The organism is Microbacterium sp. NPDC091662, from assembly GCF_044756705.1.
Classification (GTDB): domain Bacteria; phylum Actinomycetota; class Actinomycetes; order Actinomycetales; family Microbacteriaceae; genus Microbacterium.
Window position 1 is genome coordinate 330,320 of sequence record NZ_JBIVTM010000002.1, and the last position, 17,478, is coordinate 347,797.

The 17,478-nt window shown below is 69.2% G+C and carries 15 protein-coding genes; 9 read left to right on the forward strand and 6 right to left on the reverse strand.

The features are described from left to right. The first annotated feature begins 17 nt into the window (after positions 1–17). The 5 genes from ACIQLD_RS14865 (at position 18) to ACIQLD_RS14885 (ending at position 7,976) form a co-directional block, all read left to right on the forward strand. On the forward strand, positions 18–428 hold the full coding sequence (locus tag ACIQLD_RS14865; protein ID WP_402609128.1) for a hypothetical protein: 411 nt from the start codon (positions 18–20) through the stop codon (positions 426–428). A gap of 64 nt (positions 429–492) precedes the next feature. Further along, positions 493–1,857 carry a hypothetical protein gene (locus tag ACIQLD_RS14870; protein ID WP_402609130.1) on the forward strand — a complete coding sequence of 455 codons (1,365 nt, stop codon included), beginning with the start codon at positions 493–495 and terminating at the stop codon, positions 1,855–1,857. Next, positions 1,854–3,107: an FHA domain-containing protein gene (locus ACIQLD_RS14875; RefSeq protein WP_402609132.1), complete on the forward strand. Its 1,254-nt coding sequence runs from the start codon at positions 1,854–1,856 to the stop codon at positions 3,105–3,107. The genes ACIQLD_RS14870 and ACIQLD_RS14875 overlap by 4 nt, the downstream gene beginning before the upstream one ends. Further along, entirely contained in the window at positions 3,104–7,078 is a 3,975-nt protein-coding gene (eccCa, locus tag ACIQLD_RS14880) for a type VII secretion protein EccCa (protein ID WP_402609134.1), read from the forward strand. The genes ACIQLD_RS14875 and eccCa overlap by 4 nt, the downstream gene beginning before the upstream one ends. 136 nt (positions 7,079–7,214) lie before the next feature. Continuing rightward, a complete protein-coding gene (locus ACIQLD_RS14885; protein WP_402609136.1) occupies positions 7,215–7,976 on the forward strand; it encodes a hypothetical protein in 762 nt (253 codons plus the stop codon). 9 nt (positions 7,977–7,985) lie between these two features. Here the strand turns inward: ACIQLD_RS14885 and ACIQLD_RS14890 are convergent, their stop codons facing one another. Further along, on the reverse strand, positions 7,986–8,462 hold the full coding sequence (locus ACIQLD_RS14890) for a recombinase family protein (RefSeq protein WP_402609138.1): 477 nt from the start codon (positions 8,460–8,462) through the stop codon (positions 7,986–7,988). Positions 8,463–8,516: 54 nt separating this feature from the next. Then, a complete protein-coding gene (locus ACIQLD_RS14895; protein WP_402609140.1) occupies positions 8,517–9,506 on the reverse strand; it encodes a malate dehydrogenase in 990 nt (329 codons plus the stop codon). A gap of 52 nt (positions 9,507–9,558) precedes the next feature. Here ACIQLD_RS14895 and ACIQLD_RS14900 point away from each other — a divergent pair, with 52 nt between their 5' ends. After that, entirely contained in the window at positions 9,559–10,443 is an 885-nt protein-coding gene (locus ACIQLD_RS14900) for a neutral zinc metallopeptidase (RefSeq protein ID WP_402609141.1), read from the forward strand. A gap of 67 nt (positions 10,444–10,510) precedes the next feature. Then, positions 10,511–11,488 carry a prolyl aminopeptidase gene (pip, locus tag ACIQLD_RS14905; protein WP_402609143.1) on the forward strand — a complete coding sequence of 326 codons (978 nt, stop codon included), beginning with the start codon at positions 10,511–10,513 and terminating at the stop codon, positions 11,486–11,488. Between the two features lie 3 nt (positions 11,489–11,491). Here pip and ACIQLD_RS14910 read toward each other — a convergent pair whose 3' ends face one another. The 3 genes from ACIQLD_RS14910 to ACIQLD_RS14920 are packed head-to-tail and all read right to left on the reverse strand — an operon-like array spanning position 11,492 to position 15,009. Next, positions 11,492–13,288, reverse strand: a complete 1,797-nt coding sequence (locus ACIQLD_RS14910) for an aldehyde dehydrogenase family protein (RefSeq protein ID WP_402609145.1) — start codon at positions 13,286–13,288, stop codon at positions 11,492–11,494. Positions 13,289–13,316: 28 nt separating this feature from the next. Then, positions 13,317–14,714 (reverse strand): MFS transporter, encoded by a 1,398-nt coding sequence (locus tag ACIQLD_RS14915; RefSeq protein ID WP_402609147.1) that lies wholly within the window; start codon positions 14,712–14,714, stop codon positions 13,317–13,319. A 31-nt stretch (positions 14,715–14,745) separates the two neighbouring features. Then, on the reverse strand, positions 14,746–15,009 hold the full coding sequence (locus ACIQLD_RS14920) for a glutaredoxin domain-containing protein (RefSeq protein WP_045264281.1): 264 nt from the start codon (positions 15,007–15,009) through the stop codon (positions 14,746–14,748). A gap of 149 nt (positions 15,010–15,158) precedes the next feature. Here ACIQLD_RS14920 and ACIQLD_RS14925 point away from each other — a divergent pair, with 149 nt between their 5' ends. Next, on the forward strand, positions 15,159–15,551 hold the full coding sequence (locus ACIQLD_RS14925) for an SIP domain-containing protein (protein ID WP_402609150.1): 393 nt from the start codon (positions 15,159–15,161) through the stop codon (positions 15,549–15,551). 52 nt (positions 15,552–15,603) lie between these two features. Here ACIQLD_RS14925 and ACIQLD_RS14930 read toward each other — a convergent pair whose 3' ends face one another. After that, positions 15,604–16,059, reverse strand: coding sequence for an adenylyltransferase/cytidyltransferase family protein (locus ACIQLD_RS14930; protein WP_021198753.1), 456 nt, complete (start codon positions 16,057–16,059; stop codon positions 15,604–15,606). Positions 16,060–16,220: 161 nt separating this feature from the next. Here ACIQLD_RS14930 and ACIQLD_RS14935 point away from each other — a divergent pair, with 161 nt between their 5' ends. Continuing rightward, positions 16,221–17,399: a glycosyltransferase gene (locus tag ACIQLD_RS14935; protein ID WP_402609152.1), complete on the forward strand. Its 1,179-nt coding sequence runs from the start codon at positions 16,221–16,223 to the stop codon at positions 17,397–17,399. Positions 17,400–17,478: the final 79 nt, after the last annotated feature.

A 17,478-nucleotide genomic window follows, 5' to 3' on the forward strand; every position in this document is an offset into this window, starting at 1 on the left:
TGCTCGGAGTCACGTTGATGGCGTCGCTCGCCGGCTGCTCATTCATCGCGGGTGATCTTGCTGACGATCAGGTCGAGGAGATCCCTGCGGCGCTGCTTGCATCCGATATCGGGATCACGAAGGCGGGTGCGGACAAGGCGGTGTCTGGCTTCACCTACTACCTTGCGGTGAATGTCTATCTCGATGATGACGAACTTACAGACTCCGAACTCGCGTCGATTCTGCAGATCATCGTGGATGAGAACGATCTTCCGATCGATGAACTCAAGCTCGGGGTCGTAGACGTCAACGACGAGGACCTCGACCTCGATTCGATGATGGAGCGCCTTGTCCCGGGTGTCGTCGCGGTGACCGTCGGCGCTGATGTGCGCTTCACGATGGACGGCGCGCGCGAGATCATCGACGCAGTGAACACGGAGCAGTCGTGACGCCGGGAACATCGCGCAGCGTCGCCGCACGACGCATGTCCCGCACAGTGGATAAGGTGCAGGTGTGTCAGTCGAGATCGTAGAGCGGCGTCGGATCGTGCTCCAGAGCGAGGATCGTCGTATCGATCTCTCGCTCCCGCTCGACGAGACCCTCGAAGACGCGCTGATCCTGAGCGGGCTGTCGACGGCTGATCGCTTCGTCACCATCGGCCCCGGTGGGTTCGAGATTCCGGGCGACACCGAGTGCGAAGACCTCGTCGACGGCGGCCTCTACGCGCTCATCGACCGCACGGCCCTGGCCCCGCAGGCTCGTCCCGCAGGCACGGCGACCGGCGCCACCCGTGCCGACCACGGCGCGCGATGGTGGATGCTGGCGGTCGCCGGACTGCTGCTCGTCGCCGTCTTCGCGCAGGGCGCGGGCGATCCGCTGCTCCGGCTTCTGATCGCGCTCCTGGTGGCAGCCGGTGCGATCAGCGGCGCGGTGGCGTGGGCGCGTCGCGACTCTGCAGCAGGGGTGCGCGGCATCCTCGGCGTGCTCGCCCCGGTCCTCCTCTCGTTCGCGGCCGGCGCGCTCCTGATCCCCGCCGACCTCGAAGCAAGTGCACATCTCTCGGCCGCAGCCGGTTTCCTCGCGGCGGGAACCACCACCGCGATCATCGCCGTCACCGCCAAGGTGCGCCCCATGCGGGCTGCCGCCGGCACAGCGACCGTGCTGCTCGTCGCCCTTGCCGCCGTCTGGGGCCTCGCCCTGCTGATGCGCTGGGGCCAGGCGGAGGCTGCGGCGATCTCGCTCGGGCTCATCCCCCTGGGCCTGCGAGCGCTTCCGAGCAGCCTCGTCAACCTTCCCGAGGGCTACTTCATCGACTACAAGCACTTCATGACCAGCCGGTGGACCGTGCGCGGAGCCATCCCCGAGTCGGTCGGACTGCTGCGGCCGGAGCGCATCACCGCCGTCGTCGACGATTCGTCCGCGCGGCTCATCGCCGGGACCGCCGTGCTGAGCGTCGTCGCCGCCCTGATGGCGCCGATCGCCTTCCTGCGTCCATGGCCGGACGACCCCCTGGTGATCTCCGGCGGCATCGCTCTCTTCTGCTGCCTGGGCCTCGCGCTCCTGCTCACGCCGCGGCACACGACATCGCGCATCCTGCGCTGGTTCCCGCGTGCCGCCGCCGCGGTCGTGTTCCTGGTCGCCGGCATCCACGCCGCCACCGCGCTCGGTGCAGGCTTCCAGGTGCTCGGCGCCGCCGTGCTGTTCGGCGTGGGGCTCGTGGCCGTCGCCGTCGTCATCCCCATCTCGCGCGGCGCGAGTTCGCTCATCTGGTCGAGGTTCGGCGACGCATTCGAATGGCTCGCGGTCGCACTCGCGCTGCCCTCCGCGCTGCTCTACGCGAATGCCCTCGCCCTCGTTCGTGGAATGATGGCCGGATGAGCGGGAACGGCGAACCACAGCCCTGGCCGGGCAGTGGCCCGATCCCTCCGATGCAACCCGGAGGCGGCCGGCCGGGCGAGATCCCGGCGCTGCCCCCTGCGCTGATCGCGGCGCCTCCCGGCGTCGACGGGGCTCCATTGCTGCAGGTGCAGACTCCGCCGTCGCCGACCCGGATCGAATCCCGACGCACGACCGCGCGACAGCCCGCCGAGGGACTCGGACCGGCGTTCGCCGGTTCGCCGGCGGCAACCGGGTTGCGCGTCGCCGCCTTCACGCTCGATGCCGCAGTGGTCGTGCTCGCCGCGGCCATCGTCCTCCTGATCTCTCACAGCCCCCTGCTCGCCGGGCTCGCCGTCTTCGAGCTCGCGATCTTCTTCTGGGTCCTCGAAGCACGAACCGGCATCACACTCGGCAACGCGGTGCTGCGTCTCCGCACCGCTCGGGTCGACCGGCCCTACTCGCCGGGTGTCGGCCGCCAGTTCGTGCGCGGCATCATCACCGGTGCCGGGTTCCTCGTCGCAGTGGGCAGCTGGGTCATCGTCGCGTCCGGTGCGTGGGACCGCAGCGGGCGGCGGCAGTCGTGGGCCGATCGTGTCGCCGGCACTGTCGTGGTCTCCGTGCCCGCCCCAGCCGCGGTCGAGGCGCAGCCGCAGACACCCGCCGTCGATGCCGTCGAGTCGCTCGCCCCGCCGCAGGTCGTGCCGCTGGGCGCGCATTCCGCGGTGATCGACGAAGACTCCGAGCCCACCGACGCCCGCGCCGCATCCCACCGCACTGCGACGCCGGAGCCGACCGCACCGGGAACGGACAAGCCGCTGTTCAGTGTCGCCCCGACGCCCGCGCCGCAGGCCGGCGGCGCCGATGCTGCGACCACGGCATCCGAGACCGGAGCGCTGCTGCTGATCTTCGACACGGGACAGCGTGTGCAGCTGGCCCTCCCGCTCGCCGCGAACCTCGGCCGGGCGCCTGTCGCCAGCGCCCACGACGACCGGCTCATCATCGTGACCGACCCCGATGCGTCGGTCTCGAAGACGCATCTGCGCATCGAGCACTCGCGCGGTCGCACCTGGGTCACCGACTTCGGTTCGACCAACGGCTCCGACATCCGCGCAGACGACGGCCAGACGACTGAGCTCGTCGCGGGGGAGCGTGTGCTCCTCGACGATGCCGACCGCGTCCGGATCGGCAACCGCAGCTTCACCATCAGCCTTCTGCTGGGCACCGACAGCAGCGCCGGAGAGAGAGCATGACAGGACCCCGTCTCGCCCCGCCCCGCGTCCCCTCCGGGAAGCTCCCCGTCCAGGCGCCGCCGGAGCTGCAGCCCAACGACGGCGGCATGGGGATCCTCGGCTCGCTGCTGCCCATGCTCGGCAGCGTGGGCGCGATCGTCATGGTCACCATGTCGAATCAGTCGGTCACGGGTCTGCTCACCGGTGGCATGTTCCTGCTCTCGTCGCTCGGATTCGTCGCCGTCAACGGCTGGCGTCAGCGTTCGCAGCGGCAGGCGGCGACGCTCGGCGCCCGCCGGGAGTACCTGGCCTACCTGACCGAGCTGCGACAGACCGTCCGCGTCGCGGCCCGGCAGCAGAGGCGTGCCGCGAACTGGCACCTCCCAGCGCCGGAGACCCTCCCGTACATCGCCGAGGAGCGCACCCGTGTGTGGGAGCGCGGTGTCAACGACCCCGACTTCCTCTCGGTGCGCGTCGGCACGAACGACCAGCAGCTGTGCATCACGCTCGAAGCTCCGGAGCTGCCGCCTCTCGCCCAGCTCGACCCGGTCGCCGCTTCCGCCGCCCACCGCTTCATGCTGACGCACGAGATCCAGAAGAACCTCTCGCTGGGCGTGACGCTGCGCGACTACGCCCGCATCGAGATCACCGGCGATGAAGACGAGACGCGGGCGCTCGCGCGGGCGATGCTGCTGCACGTGGCGACGATGCACGACCCCGACGTCGTCCAGATCGTCATCGCCGCAGGCCCCGATGTGCTGCCGCAGTGGGAATGGGCGAAATGGCTGCCGCACACGCATTCGCGCACGGTCAGGGACGGGCTCGGCGCCGCCCGCATGATCGGTTCCCAGCTGTCGGAGCTCGAGGACATGCTGCCGGCCGAGGTGCGCGAGCGCTCGCGCTTCGTCCGTGACGGCTCCGGCGCGAAGGCACCGCACATCGTGATCGTCACCGACGGGGCGACTACCTCGTTCAACGACATGCTCGTCAGCGGTGAGGGCGTGCAGGGCGTGACCGTGATCGACCTCCCGGCGCGCTGGGGCGACCTCGACGATCCGAACGCGCTCCGCATCGCCTTCGAAGCGGGTGGCAAGGGTGCGCGTGCCGAGCTCGTGAGCCTGCAGGTTCCCGCCCGCCCCTTCGAGGCTGACGCGATCACCATCGTCGAGGCCGAAGCCACGGCCCGGCGCCTCATCGCCCTGTACTCGGGTGGCACGACCATCACCAAGAAGAAGAGTGCGACCGATCAGGCCGAGCTCGTCGAGCTGCTCGGCCTTCCCGACGTGCGCGACCTCGACCTCGACGCGGCCTGGTCACCGCGTCTCGAACGCGACCGCCTGCGGGTGCCCATCGGCCAGACCGAGGACGGCAGCCCCCTGATCCTCGACATCAAGGAATCGGCCCAGCAGGGCATGGGGCCGCACGGTCTCATCATCGGTGCGACCGGGTCGGGCAAGTCGGAGGTGCTCCGCACGCTCGTCCTCGCACTCGCGATGACGCACTCTCCCGAGCAGCTCAACTTCGTGCTCGTCGACTTCAAGGGTGGGGCGACGTTCGCCGGCATGGCCGACATGCCCCACGTCTCGGCGATCATCACGAACCTCGGCGAGGAGATCTCGCTCGTCGACCGCATGCAGGATGCGCTGCAGGGCGAGATGGTTCGCCGTCAGGAGCTGCTCCGCGCAACCGGGCCCTTCGCCAACGTCGCCGACTACGAGAAGGCCCGCCGTGGCGGACGCACCGACCTCGCGCCCCTTCCTGCTCTCCTCATCGTGGCGGACGAGTTCTCCGAGCTGCTGTCGGCCAAGCCCGAGTTCGTCGACACGTTCGTCAACATCGGTCGCCTCGGCCGTTCGCTCCAGGTGCATCTGCTGCTGTCGTCGCAGCGGCTGGAAGAGGGCAAGCTGCGCGGCCTCGACACGCACCTCTCCTACCGCATCGGTCTGCGCACCTTCTCGGCCGCGGAATCGCGCACCGTCCTCGGCGTCCCCGACGCATATCACCTGCCCACGCAGCCGGGTGCCGGCATCCTGAAGTCCGACACCGAGACGATGACCCAGTTCCGTGCCGCGTACGTGTCGGGCCCGCCGCCTCGCCGCCGCCGTCGCGCTGCCTCGGGGTCAGGGCAGACCTCCGGGTCCACCGCGGTCGAACTCTTCACGGCCGCACCCGTCTGGCGCGCTGAGGCACCCGTGGATGAGCCGGAGGTCGTCGTCGACGCCGAACCGGAGGAGAAGCGGAACACCTTCGAGATCGCCGTCGAGATGATGAGTGGACGCGGTCCGGCAGCGCACCAGGTGTGGCTGCCGCCGCTGGAGACGCCGGCCACGCTAGACCAGCTCTTCGGCGACCTGGTCGAAGACCCGTCCCTGGGCCTGATCTCCCCGCGCTGGCGTGGTGCCGGCGCGCTCACCGTGCCGCTCGGAATCGTCGACGTGCCCCTCGAGCAGCGTCGCGAGAACCTCGCGGTCTCGCTCGGCGGCGCGGCCGGACACATGGCGATCGTCGGTGCGCCCCTCAGCGGCAAGAGCACTCTCGCGCGCACCACCATGGTCGCCTTGGCCCTCACGCACACCCCGCAGGAGGTGCAGTTCTTCGTCATCGACTTCGGTGGCGGCAGCTTCACCGGTCTGCAGAAGTTCACGCACGTCAGCGGCGTCGCGACGCGGTCGGAGCCCGACGTGGTCCGCCGCACCGTCGCCGAGGTCACGAGCCTCCTGAACGCCCGCGAGGTGTACTTCCGTCAGAACGGCATCGATTCGATCGACGCGTACCGTCAGCGCCGCGCTCAGGGTCTCGCCGACGACGGCTACGGCGACATCTTCCTCATAGTCGACGGCTGGGGCACGCTCCGCGCCGAGTTCGAGATGCTCGAGCCGCAGATCCAGGCGATCGCCGCGCGCGGTCTGACCTACGGCGTGCACGTCGTGATCACCGCGGCGCGTTGGATGGAGATCCGCGCCAACATCAAAGACCTCATCGGCACCCGTATCGAGCTGCGGCTCGGCGACCCGACCGACTCCGAGGTCAACCGCAAGGCGGCGGAGAACGTCACGGCCATCCCCGGTCGCGGTCTGAACGACCGCGGCCTGCAGATGCTCACGGCGCTGCCACGCGTCGACGGAGTCGACGACGCCTCCTCGCTCGCGGACGGCATCGATGACCTGGTCGCGCGCGTCGCCGGCGCGTGGCACGGACCCGCCGGACCCAAGCTGCGCCTGCTGCCGTCCCGCATCAGTCACGCCGACCTGCGCGCCGTCGCCGCCGCGGGTTCGCCCGACGGTGCAGAGCCGCGCGAGCTCCTGCTCGGTATCGACGAGGCGAATCTCGCCCCGTTCTCGATCGACCCGGTCGCCGAGCCGTTGTTGTATCTGTACGGCGACGCCGACTCGGGGAAGTCCTCGATGCTGCGCGGGGTCGTGCACGAGATCACCCGCCTGTACGGGCCGACCGAGGCGAAGATCTTCGTGGTCGACTACCGTCGTGCGCTGCTGGGGGAGATCCCTCAGGAGTACCTCGGCGCCTACCTCACATCGCACGAGATGACCGAGGGTGGGATGAGCGAGCTGGCGCAGTTCTTCCAGAGCCGCATCCCCGGTGCCGATGTCACACCCGATCAGCTTCGCAGCCGGTCGTGGTGGAAGGGCGCGGAAGGATTCGTCCTCATCGACGACTACGACCTCGTGTCGACGTCGCAGGGCAACCCCGTCGCTGTGCTCGCACCGCTCCTCGCCCAGGCAGCCGACCTCGGTCTCCACGTGATCCTCACCCGCCGCACGGGTGGGGCGAGCCGTGCCGCGTACGACCCGATCATCCAGCGCATGACCGACCTCGGCGCCACCGGCATCCTGCTCTCGGGCAACCCGGAGGAAGGCCAGCTGATCGGCAAGGTCAAGGCCGTCCCGGCCATCCCCGGCCGCGCGCAGATCGTCAGCCGCGACCGCGGCCTGGTCGCCGCGCAGCTGCTGTGGGTCCCGCCGAGCTACGAGTGACACCCGAGGAGAGACCGAGAAGACCTTCGAACCCACGCCGGCCGCACCGCCGATGGCGCTACTCGCCTACAGCGCTGACCGATTTCGTCGGTGACGCGGGACACAACATCGGCAAGGCGTGGAAGGGTCTGTTCGGGTGAGCGGTCAACAGGAGAAGGCGTCCCTGGAGACGATCTGGGTCCCCGGGCACACCGGGTGGCAGGGGCAGCAGCGCGCGAACTCGGCGCTCACCGTGTTCGGTGTCGTGTTCGGCATCGTGGTCCTTCTGTTCAGTATGATCCTGTTCACCGATCCGGCTCCGGCCATGAAGGCTCTGGGAGTCGGCGTGATCGCGGCTGTCGCGGTGGGTACCTGGTTGTTGGTGGCCCACGCCCGCGTGACCCGGGTCCGGGTCGTCCGGCCGGTCGTCGACGGTCAGACGGTCGTGTTCGGCGGTGCCGCGGGGATCATCTGGCCGTTGCGAGCGTTCGCATTGGTGGGGGCACTCCTTCTTGCGACCTGGACCTGGAGCATCTTCAGCGTTCCCGCGGACCGGCTGTCGCTCTTCACCCTTCTCCTCCTCCCCGTGATCGCGCTGATCATGATGATCGCCGGCATCCGGTCCTGGTTCCGTGCACCCGGAGCTCACCGTCTAGCGCTCCGCCCTGAGGGCCTGGAGCTCCGCATCCCCCGCAACAACGCAGCCGTCGCGTGGGACGAGGTCGTCGGTGCCGCCCTGGAGGGCAACCGGGTGGTGCTGCGGATGGCGACCGCGCAGCCGTCCTCCTGGGCGGCCGCCGACCTCGCCAGCGACCCTGTCCTCCTGGCTGAGCTCGTCACCTTCTATGCGAGCCGCCCCGACGCCCGCGCCGAGATCGGAGCGAACACGCTCGTCCGCCTGCGGTCCGGGGAGTTCTAGGACCGAGTTTCAGCGCCCGGCAGCGGCGTCAGCGAGGTGCCGCGCATCGTGATTGAGCACCTTCACGATGATGCCGTGTTTGCGCAGCTCGGTGACCGTGCGTGCGCCCTCTTCCGAGTCGCGGCCCAGAGCCTTGATGTTCACGACGACCAGAACGTCGCCGTGCTTCAGGGTCGAGATGAGCCGCGCGAGCCGGTCGTTCCAGCTCTCCAGGATGTCGGGCGCCGGGTGGCGGAAGCCTTCGATCGGCACGCCGAAGCGAGTGAGGTCGTCACGCTGCTCGACCACCGAGGGCATCCCCTCACGGGCGACGACCAGGCCGACCAGGCGGGAGCCATCCGGACGCGCGGTCCAGAAGTTGCGGTTCTGCTGCAGTTCCGTGAAGCACTTCGGGCACGATGCGGCATCGTGCGGCAGGTGCAGGGGACTGGTCAGGGCCTCATCGACGGATGCCGTGGTCTTCGTGGGATCGATCGTCTCGCTCATCGCGCACCTCCGGCATCCATTCTGCCCTGTTGCCGTGCGTCGCGGTGACCGGGTTCACAAGAGCCCGAGTGCGCGCACCGCCTCGCGCTCCTCGACCAGCTCCGACACGGAGGCATCGACGCGGGAACGCGCCCACTCGCTGAGCTCCAGTCCCTCGACGATCTGCCACTCGCCGTCGACGGAACGCACCGGGAACGAGGAGATGAGACCCTCCGGGACGCCGTACTCGCCGTGCGAGACCACGCCGGCAGAGGTCCAGTCATCCGTGCCCTTCACCCAGTCGCGCACGTGGTCGATCGTCGCGCTCGCCGCCGAGGCCACGGACGACGAGCCACGCACCTCGATGATCTCGGCGCCGCGCTTCGCGACCCGCGGGATGAAGGTGTTCTCGAGCCAGGCGGGCACGTCGCCGACGATCTGCTCGAGCGCTTCCCCGACGGGGCTACCGCCGACCGTCGCGTGCGAGATGTCGGGGAACTGCGTGGCCGAGTGGTTGCCCCAGATGGGCACGCGGCGAACGGTGTGGACCGGGGTTCCGAGTGTCAGCGCGAGCTGCGCCCGTGCGCGGTTCTCGTCGAGCCGCGTCAAGGCCGTGAAGCGCTCGGCTGGTACGCCGTCGGCGGAGGCCGCGGCGATCAGTGCATTCGTGTTGGCGGGGTTTCCGACGACCGTGACGCGCACGCCGGAAGCCGCGTTCGCCGCGATGGCCGCCCCCTGCGGTCCGAAGATCCCGGCGTTGGCGGCGAGCAGGTCGGCGCGCTCCATCCCCGGTCCACGCGGGCGCGCGCCGACGAGCAGCGCGAGGTCGGCGCCATCGAAGCCCACCGCGGCGTCATCCGTCACCTCGACGTGCTCGAGCAAGCCGAACGCGCCGTCCTGCAGCTCCAGCGCCGCGCCCTCTGCGGCACCGAGTCCCTGCGGGATCTCCAGCAGCCGCAGCCGCACGTTCTCCTCCGGGCCGAGCAGGTCGCCGGCCGCGATGCGGAACAGCAGTGCATAGCCGATCTGTCCGCCCGCGCCGGTGATGGTGATCGTGGTCGTCATGCCCCGAGCCTACGTCCGTTCGACATGGTTCTGCTCGGAGTACCCTCGACGCATGACCTTCAATCCCGATGCCGACATCTCGGGCAACACCACGCGTCGACGCGGCCGCAACGGAGCCATCGCGGGCGGCGTCGGTGTGGGCGTGCTCGGCATCATCGCGCTCATCGCCGGACCTCTGCTCGGCATCGACCTGACCGGCCTGCTGGGTGGCGGGGCACCGAGCGGGGGCAGTGAGCCTGCCGGCGGATCCGCCATCGAGAACTGTGACACCGGTGCTCAGGCGAACGCCGATGTCGACTGCCGCATGGCGGGCGCGCAGGTCGCCCTCGACGCGTTCTGGGCCGACAACGTCGAGGGCTACCGCAAGCCGGGTTTCATCGTGGTCGACGGGTCGACGAATACCGCCTGCGGGACGGCATCCAATGCCGTCGGGCCGTTCTTCTGCCCGGGTGACGAGACGGTCTACATCGACCCCACGTTCTTCCAGCTCATGCAGCAGCAGTTCGGCGCATCCGCCGGCAATCTCGCTCAGCTGTACATCGTCGGCCATGAGTGGGGCCACCACATCCAGTGGATCACCGGCGTGATGGACAAGTACCCGAACAACGGGACGGGGCCCGGCAGCAACGGCGTGCGCACCGAGCTGCAGGCCGACTGCTATGCCGGGGCCTGGATCGGGAGGATCTCGGAGGAGACCGACAGCAAGGGCATCCCCTATCTGCAGCCGACCACCGAAGCGCAGCGGATCGACGCGCTGAACGCCGCGTTCGTCGTGGGCGACGACCACATCCAGGAGCAGTCCGGGTTCTCGAATCCGGAGAGCTGGACGCACGGTTCGAGCGAACAGCGGCAGCGCTGGTTTGCGGAGGGGTATCAGAACGGGCTGAGCGTCTGCGCACAGGCGCTGACGCTCCCCGCCGAGCAGCTCGACCCGTGATGCCGGACGGGTGGAAGAACGTCCGCTACCGTTGACGAAGTAGTCAGCACGACCGGCCGGGGGACCGATGATGAAGAAGACGGATGCACTGTATCCACCGATCGAACCGTACGAGACCGGGGAGCTGCTCGTCGGCGACGGGCACCGGGTCTACTGGGAGGTCAGCGGCAATCCCGAGGGCAAGCCGGTGGTCTTCCTCCATGGCGGTCCCGGCAGTGGGACATCGCCCTGGCAGCGGCAGTTCTTCGACCCGAAGCGCTACCGCATCGTGCTGCTCGATCAGCGCGGCTGCGGGCGCAGCACCCCGCATGCCAGCGCTCCGGATGCCGACTTCCGCCACATCACGACGGCTCACCTGATCGCCGACATCGAGCTGCTGCGCAAGAACCTCGGCATCGAGAAGTGGCAGGTCTTCGGCGGATCGTGGGGCAGCGCGCTCGCCCTCGCCTACGCGCAGGCGCACCCGGATGCCGTGACCGAGCTGGTGCTCCGCGGCATCTTCACGCTGCGCCGCGTCGAGCTCGAGTGGTTCTACGAAGGCGGCGCGGCAGCGCTGTTCCCCGATCTCTGGGAGAGCTTCCTCGCGCCGATTCCGGTGCTGGAGCGCTCACACATGATCGAGGCGTATCACCGCAGGCTGTTCGACCCCGACGCCGCCGTGCACGTGCCGGCGGCGGTCGCCTGGTCGACGTGGGAGGCTTCGACCGTCACGCTCACGCCGAACGAGGCGCAGATCGAGGCGATGTCCGACCCGGAGAAGGCGACGGCGTTCGCTCGTATCGAGAACCACTTCTTCGTCAACCGCGGATGGTGGGAAGAGGGGCAGCTGATAGCCGGTGTCGACCTCATCCGCCACATCCCGACGGTCATCGTGCAGGGGCGACATGATGTCGCGACGCCCATGATGACGGCGTGGGATCTGCACCGTGCGTGGCCCGAGGCGGAGTTCATCGTGGTCGATGACGCCGGTCACGCGGCCACCGAGCCCGGCACGCAGAAGGCGCTCCGAGCCGCGACGGACGGATTCGCCCGCGCAGAGCGTTGATCGTCAGGCCTGCAGCGCCTTGGTCAGCGTCTTCACGAGCCCCACGATGCTGCCGTCGACCCGGTAGCGGGTCAGGCCTTCGCTGACGGCAGCGCCGGTGCGTGCGGAGACGAACCAGGGCGGCTTCGGCAGGATCGTGAGCCGTCCGCCGCCGTTCGCGATCGGAAGCGACCGGGGGAACGGACGGAAGGGGCCACGGAGCACGGAGCGTTCGACGCCATCGAGCAGGAGCGCGTTGTGCACCACGCCGATGCCGCTGCCGACGTCGCCGATCGTCCCACCGGGGAACGCGCCCCACGTGAGAGTGGGGGTGATGAAGGCGAACGCCGTCCAACTGTTGATCGCGATGGAGCCGTAGTGGAGCGCGGTGATGGCTCGCTCGAAGCCGGCGCCGAGCGCCTTCTCGGTCGCGGGGTCGATCAGCAGGTTCGCGCCGAGCGTGCCCTGGAGCTTGTCGTTCGCGTGTGTCACGGCGGCGTCCAGGAAGTCCTGGCCGGTCCCCGGCACGGTGACGACGCCCAGCACGGGCGCGAAGTACTCGGTGGTCTCCAGTGCTGTGGGATCGTCGTCGGCATCGATCTCGACGAGCAGGCGGTCGCCCAGGACGAGGGCGTCGGGGTACGCGTCGGTCGCGAGTTCCATCCGCGAGGGAGAACCCGGATACCAGATCGGTCGCTCCGGAGCATTGGCGTATGCACGTCGCAGGGCCGCGCGGAAGGCATCCGCCTGGTCCCAGTCGGACGAGATGATCACGACCTGACCGGCGATGCAGTTGTGGCCGCAGTTCTGCAGCCGCATCGTCGCGATGTGCTCGGCCTGGTAGGTGAGATCGGCGTCGGTCCAGGTGCCGGGGACGACGATGATGGGGGAGACGCCGCCGAGCTCAGCCGTGATCGGCTTCTTCAGCTGCGGACGGTTCTCGCGTCGACGGCGCTTCGTCGCGGCTGCGCCCTCACCCGCGGTCGGGCCCCAGACGATCGCATCGAACGTGGCTGCCGAGCCGGTGATGTGCACGTGCACGAGCCCGGGGTGTCCGGTCAGGTACGCGCCGACGTCGGGCCCACCGCGGACGATGCGCAGGAACCCGGGCTCGATGAGCGGCGCGAGTGCACGCTTGTACACCGGAACCAGGGCATCCTGCGTGGGGTTCACCTTGAGCAGCGCCGTGCGGTTGTGGGCGAGCAGTTCGTAGAGCACGTCGAGCACCGGGATGGAGGTCACATTCCCCGCACCGAGCACGAGCCCGACGCCGCCCGACTCGGTGGGTGTGCGCTGCGCGAGGCCGGCAGACGCACGCGCGGCGCCCGGGGTGATGCCCGGCTCCAGCCAGACCTCGCCCGTGAACCCGGACAGCAGGAACTTGTCGATGCCGGTCAGCGGGAAGGCGTGCACCCGGGTGCGCCCTCCCGGCGCGCGGTCGATCCTGATCCCCTCGAGCGGGTTGGTGCCGTCGGCCAAGCGGGAGAGGGTCTCGATGTACGCGTCGAGGGCGCCGAGCACGCTGTACGGTCCGCTGAGCCACTCCTCGCCACGCAGCGGATGCCGGGCGTCGAGGCCCTTCGACGACGCCGCCGTGTGCGCCCAGTCCTCTGCGGTCGCGGCGACGCTCGTGCGCACCGCCCGCAGCAGCGTCACACGCTGGGCCACGGTGAGGGCCGCCCAGGTGCGCGTTCCGGTCTGAAGGGCGTCGACCGCCGAGTCGAGTCGTTCTCGCTCGCCGTCGCCCAGCCCCGGGCGTTCGGTCTTCGACGCACTCTTCGGGGTCGTGGCGGAGGGGGCGGTTGTGCTCGCAGAAGTCATCGACGTCTCCTTCGGACGGGATCCCAGCTTAGGCGTCGGAGTCATCGACGGCATCGATGTCCGCACGGCGCAGACGATAGCGGCGGAGCATCAGCAGGCTCGCGGCCATCAGCACGGCGGGCAGGATGCTGAAGCTGAGGACGATTCCCGTGACCGCCGCCTCCGGCTGTTCGACGGTGGCGCCGGCGACAGTCGAGATGTAGCCGGTCCCGGCGAGAGTCAGCGACACGGCGGTCGCGCCGAGGGCGAAGCCGACCGTCTCGCCCGCGGTCCAGATGCCGGTGAAGGTACCGGCCTGGCCCGGTCCGCTGGTGCGCTCGTCGTGGGAGATCACATCGGGGAGCATGGCCATCGGCAACGACTGGAGTCCCGCATAGGCGATGCCGGCGACGGCCACGGACGCGTAGATCCAGGTGCCCGGTGTCCAGACTGCGAGGACGAGCGATGCCGCTGCAGCGGTGAACAGCACACTGGCCATCGCGAACGCCCGCTCCTTGCCGACGCGTCGCGCGATCACGGTCCATCCGGGGGTGGCGAGCAGAGCCGGACCCACGAGTGCGACGAAGACGAAGGTCACTGCGTCCTCGGATCGCAGCACCCAGGTCGCCACGTACTGCGCCCCGGCGAGCATCGTTCCCGTCGCGAGCGCCTGCAGCACGAAGGTGCCCAGCAACGCGCGGAAGGGCTGGCTGCGTCCGAGTGCGCGGAAGCCCGACATGTACTGATCGCGCCAGGTCGACGCCGCAACGACCGTGGCAGGAGAGGCCGCCGCGGTGCGCCTGGCCGCGACACCTGCTGTCCGCGAGGCGATCAGCATCCCGACACCGATCACGAGCCCAGAGGCGATGCCCATCAGGAGGTAGCCCGTGACAGGGTCGTCTCCGGCATTGCGCAGCGCAGGGCCGCCGGCGCCGAACAGCAGGATCGCCGCGGTGAGCACGACCACCCGCCACCCGAGAAGGCGCGTGCGCTCGTCGTAGCTGCCGGTCAGTTCTGCGGGCAGGGCGACGTACGGCACCTGGAACAGGCTGAACGCGGTCGCCGTCGCGAGGAACGCCAGCAGCACGCTGATCGCGCCGGCGACCGGGCCCCAGGACGGCGGCACGGCGAAGGTGAGTGCGAAGAACAGCGGCAGCGCGAGTGCCCCCGTGACCATGAAGCCGCGGCGGGAGCCCGTGCGGGCGAGCTGGCGGTCGGAGGCGGCGCCGATCAGCGGGTCGATCAGGACGTCCCAGATCTTCGCCGCCGTGACGATGAGCCCTGCCGCCAGGGCGGCCACACCCAGGTTGTCGGTGAGGAAGTAGGTCAGCACCAATCCGGGCAGCGTCGCATAGCCGCCGGTCCCGAGAGACCCGATCGCGTACAGCACGATCGTGCGCGGAGAAAGACGGACGGATGCTCGTTCGGGCCGAGCCTCGGTGCTCATCGCGCCAGTGTAGCGGCGCGATGCCGCCGGATCAGATCAGGGAGAGCTCGCGCAGCTTCGACTCGACGTCGGCGTTCGACGGCTCGACGTGGTGCGAGGCGTCGGGGTACACGACCACGGGGATGTTGGTGCGACCCGAGATCTCCTTCGCGACGTCCGCCGCGGCGGGCTCAGCCACCAGGTCGACGTAGGTGTACTCGACCCCGAGGGCGTCGAGCTGCTTCTTGGTGCGGATGCAGTCGCGGCACCAGTCGGCGCCGAACATCGTGATGGTGTCGGAGGCAGCAGAAGTCATGCTTCCAGCCTACGGCCGCTCGGATGCGGTGGCTCTGAGTGCCAGCTGAGCGCTCAGCACGAGGGCTAGAGGTGACGGCGCGGTCGGATCGGCGCGCTGATCCGGGCTCATCCCTTGTAAGTAAGGGCACCCTTACTTACACTGGGGGCATGAGCGGCGCATGCGAGCATCTGGAAGATCCCGACTGGGACGACATCGAAGGTGCGGTGCTCATCGCCGGCGATGCGGCCGATGCCGGCTTCATCGCGAACATCGCCGCACGGCTGCCGTGGGACGCGCAGGGCGTCGTCATCCTCGAAGCGGCGGCACGTATTCAGTTCCGACACATCGATGTCCCCGATGGGGTGTCGGTGCGCTGGCTCGTGCGTGGTGACGGAACCAGAGCGCACACGCGTGGCGAACGGCTCGCGAACGCCGTGCACGCCTGGTGCGTGGAGTGGGCATGCAGTGAGCCGCCGTCGCAGTGGACGGTATGGCTCGGACCGCACACTCCGCCGCACGTGGCTCGCATGGCGAGGAGCCTTCTCGGCGTGGCCAACTGACCTCACGTCGGCGGGCGGCGAACCGACCGAGCGACGACGGGTTGCTCCGGCCTCAGCGCACCGAGGCGACGGCGGGAGCGTTCGCGCCCGCGGTGATGGCGTCGAGTGCGCGACGCAGCGACGAGCTCGAGGTGTGCGCCGTGTACGGGAAGTACACGACCTCGACCCCGACCTCGGCGAACTCGCGCTCCAGGCGCAGACCCTTCTCGGTGCCGCGCCAGTCGTCACCCTTGAAGAAGTGCGTGAACTGCACGTCGCGCCATGAGTCCATCTTCGACGGCGTCGTCTCGACGTAGACGTCATCGACGAACGAGATGTGCTTCACGATCTCCGCCCGCTCGGCCGTCGGGATGACGGGCTCGATGCCCTTCACCTGACGCAGCATCTCGTCGCTGACGACACCCGCGATCAGAATGTCGCAGTGCTGCTTGGCGTGACGAAGGAGGTTCAGATGCCCGACGTGAAACAGGTCGAAAGCACCAACGGCATAGCCGATACGCGTCCCCATGATCTCCCCAGATCAGTAATTCCCCAGTAAGCGGATCCCCATCCGCTTCGCGACTCCCACAGCCGCGGTTCGAAAGTCTAGCAGGTTCCGGTTTCCTTCCCCATAGGAACCCGTGGAACGATGGAGGCCGCACGCGATGCGCGTGGGGACAGGGGGCGGACGTGGGGACACCGGTCACGATCATCGTGCCGACGTTCAACGAGCGCGACAACGTCGCCGAGCTCGTCGCGCGCACCGCGGCCGCGCTTGCGGGCTGGGACGCCGAGATCCTGTTCGTGGACGACAGCTCCGACGACACCGCGGCCGAGGTCGAGCGTGTGGCAGCCGACGCCCCGATCCCCGTGCGCGTGATCCATCGCTCCGAAAACACCGGAGGACTCGGCGGCGCCGTCGTCGTCGGGCTCGAGGCCGCGGCCTCCGATGTCTGCATCGTGATGGACGGCGACCTGCAGCATCCACCCGAACTCCTCCCCGCCCTGCTCGCCCGGTATGCGCAGGGAGACGCCGATGTGGTCGCCGCGTCCCGCTACATCGGCGGAGGCGACACGAGCGGCCTCGGCACCGCTGTGCGCTTCGGCGTCTCCCGCGTCGCGACCTGGCTGACGCGGGCGATGTTCCCGATCCGTCTCGCCCGCAGCACCGACCCGATGACCGGATTCTTCCTGGTCGATCGCGGTCGTCTCGACCTCTCGACGCTCCAACCCCGGGGCTTCAAGATCCTCCTCGAGATCCTTGCTCGCAACGATCTGCGCATCGCCGAGGTGCCGATGGAGTTCGCCGAACGTCGACACGGCACGTCCAAGGCGAGCCTGCGTCAGGGGGCGATGTTCCTCGAGCACCTCGCGCGACTGCGCTTCGGCAAGATGTCGTTGTTCGCACTGATCGGCGCGATCGGCGCTGCCGCCAACCTCGGGATCATGTGGGCGCTGACCGCCGCAGGGGTTCCGTACGTCTGGGCGGCGATCATCGGCGCCGAGGTCACGATCATCGGCAACTTCGTGCTGCAGGAGCGCTTCGTGTTCGCCGACATGCGGACGGATGCCCGTGCTCTCGGTATCCGGTTCGCCAGTTCCTTCGCGTTCAACAACGTCGAGGCCGCGCTCCGGATCCCGGTGATGGCGCTGATGGTCGAGTCGTGGCACATCTCGAGCGTCGTCGCGACGGGCCTCTCGCTCATCGTGGCGTTCTTCGCCCGCTTCCTCTTCCACTCGCTCGTCGTGTACGCGCCCCAGCGGCGACGCAAGGCAGAAGCCGGCAGCGCGGAACCGCCGACCGACACCGCCGCGCAGCGTGTGATCCGTGCCATCGACACCGAGGTGATGAAGCCCGGCGAGCTCTAAGGGCTCGTCCCGGGATCGCCTTCGAGGTAACCTCCCGCGACTCTTCTCTTGCCAGGACGGGCGAGGGGGGCCATAGTGG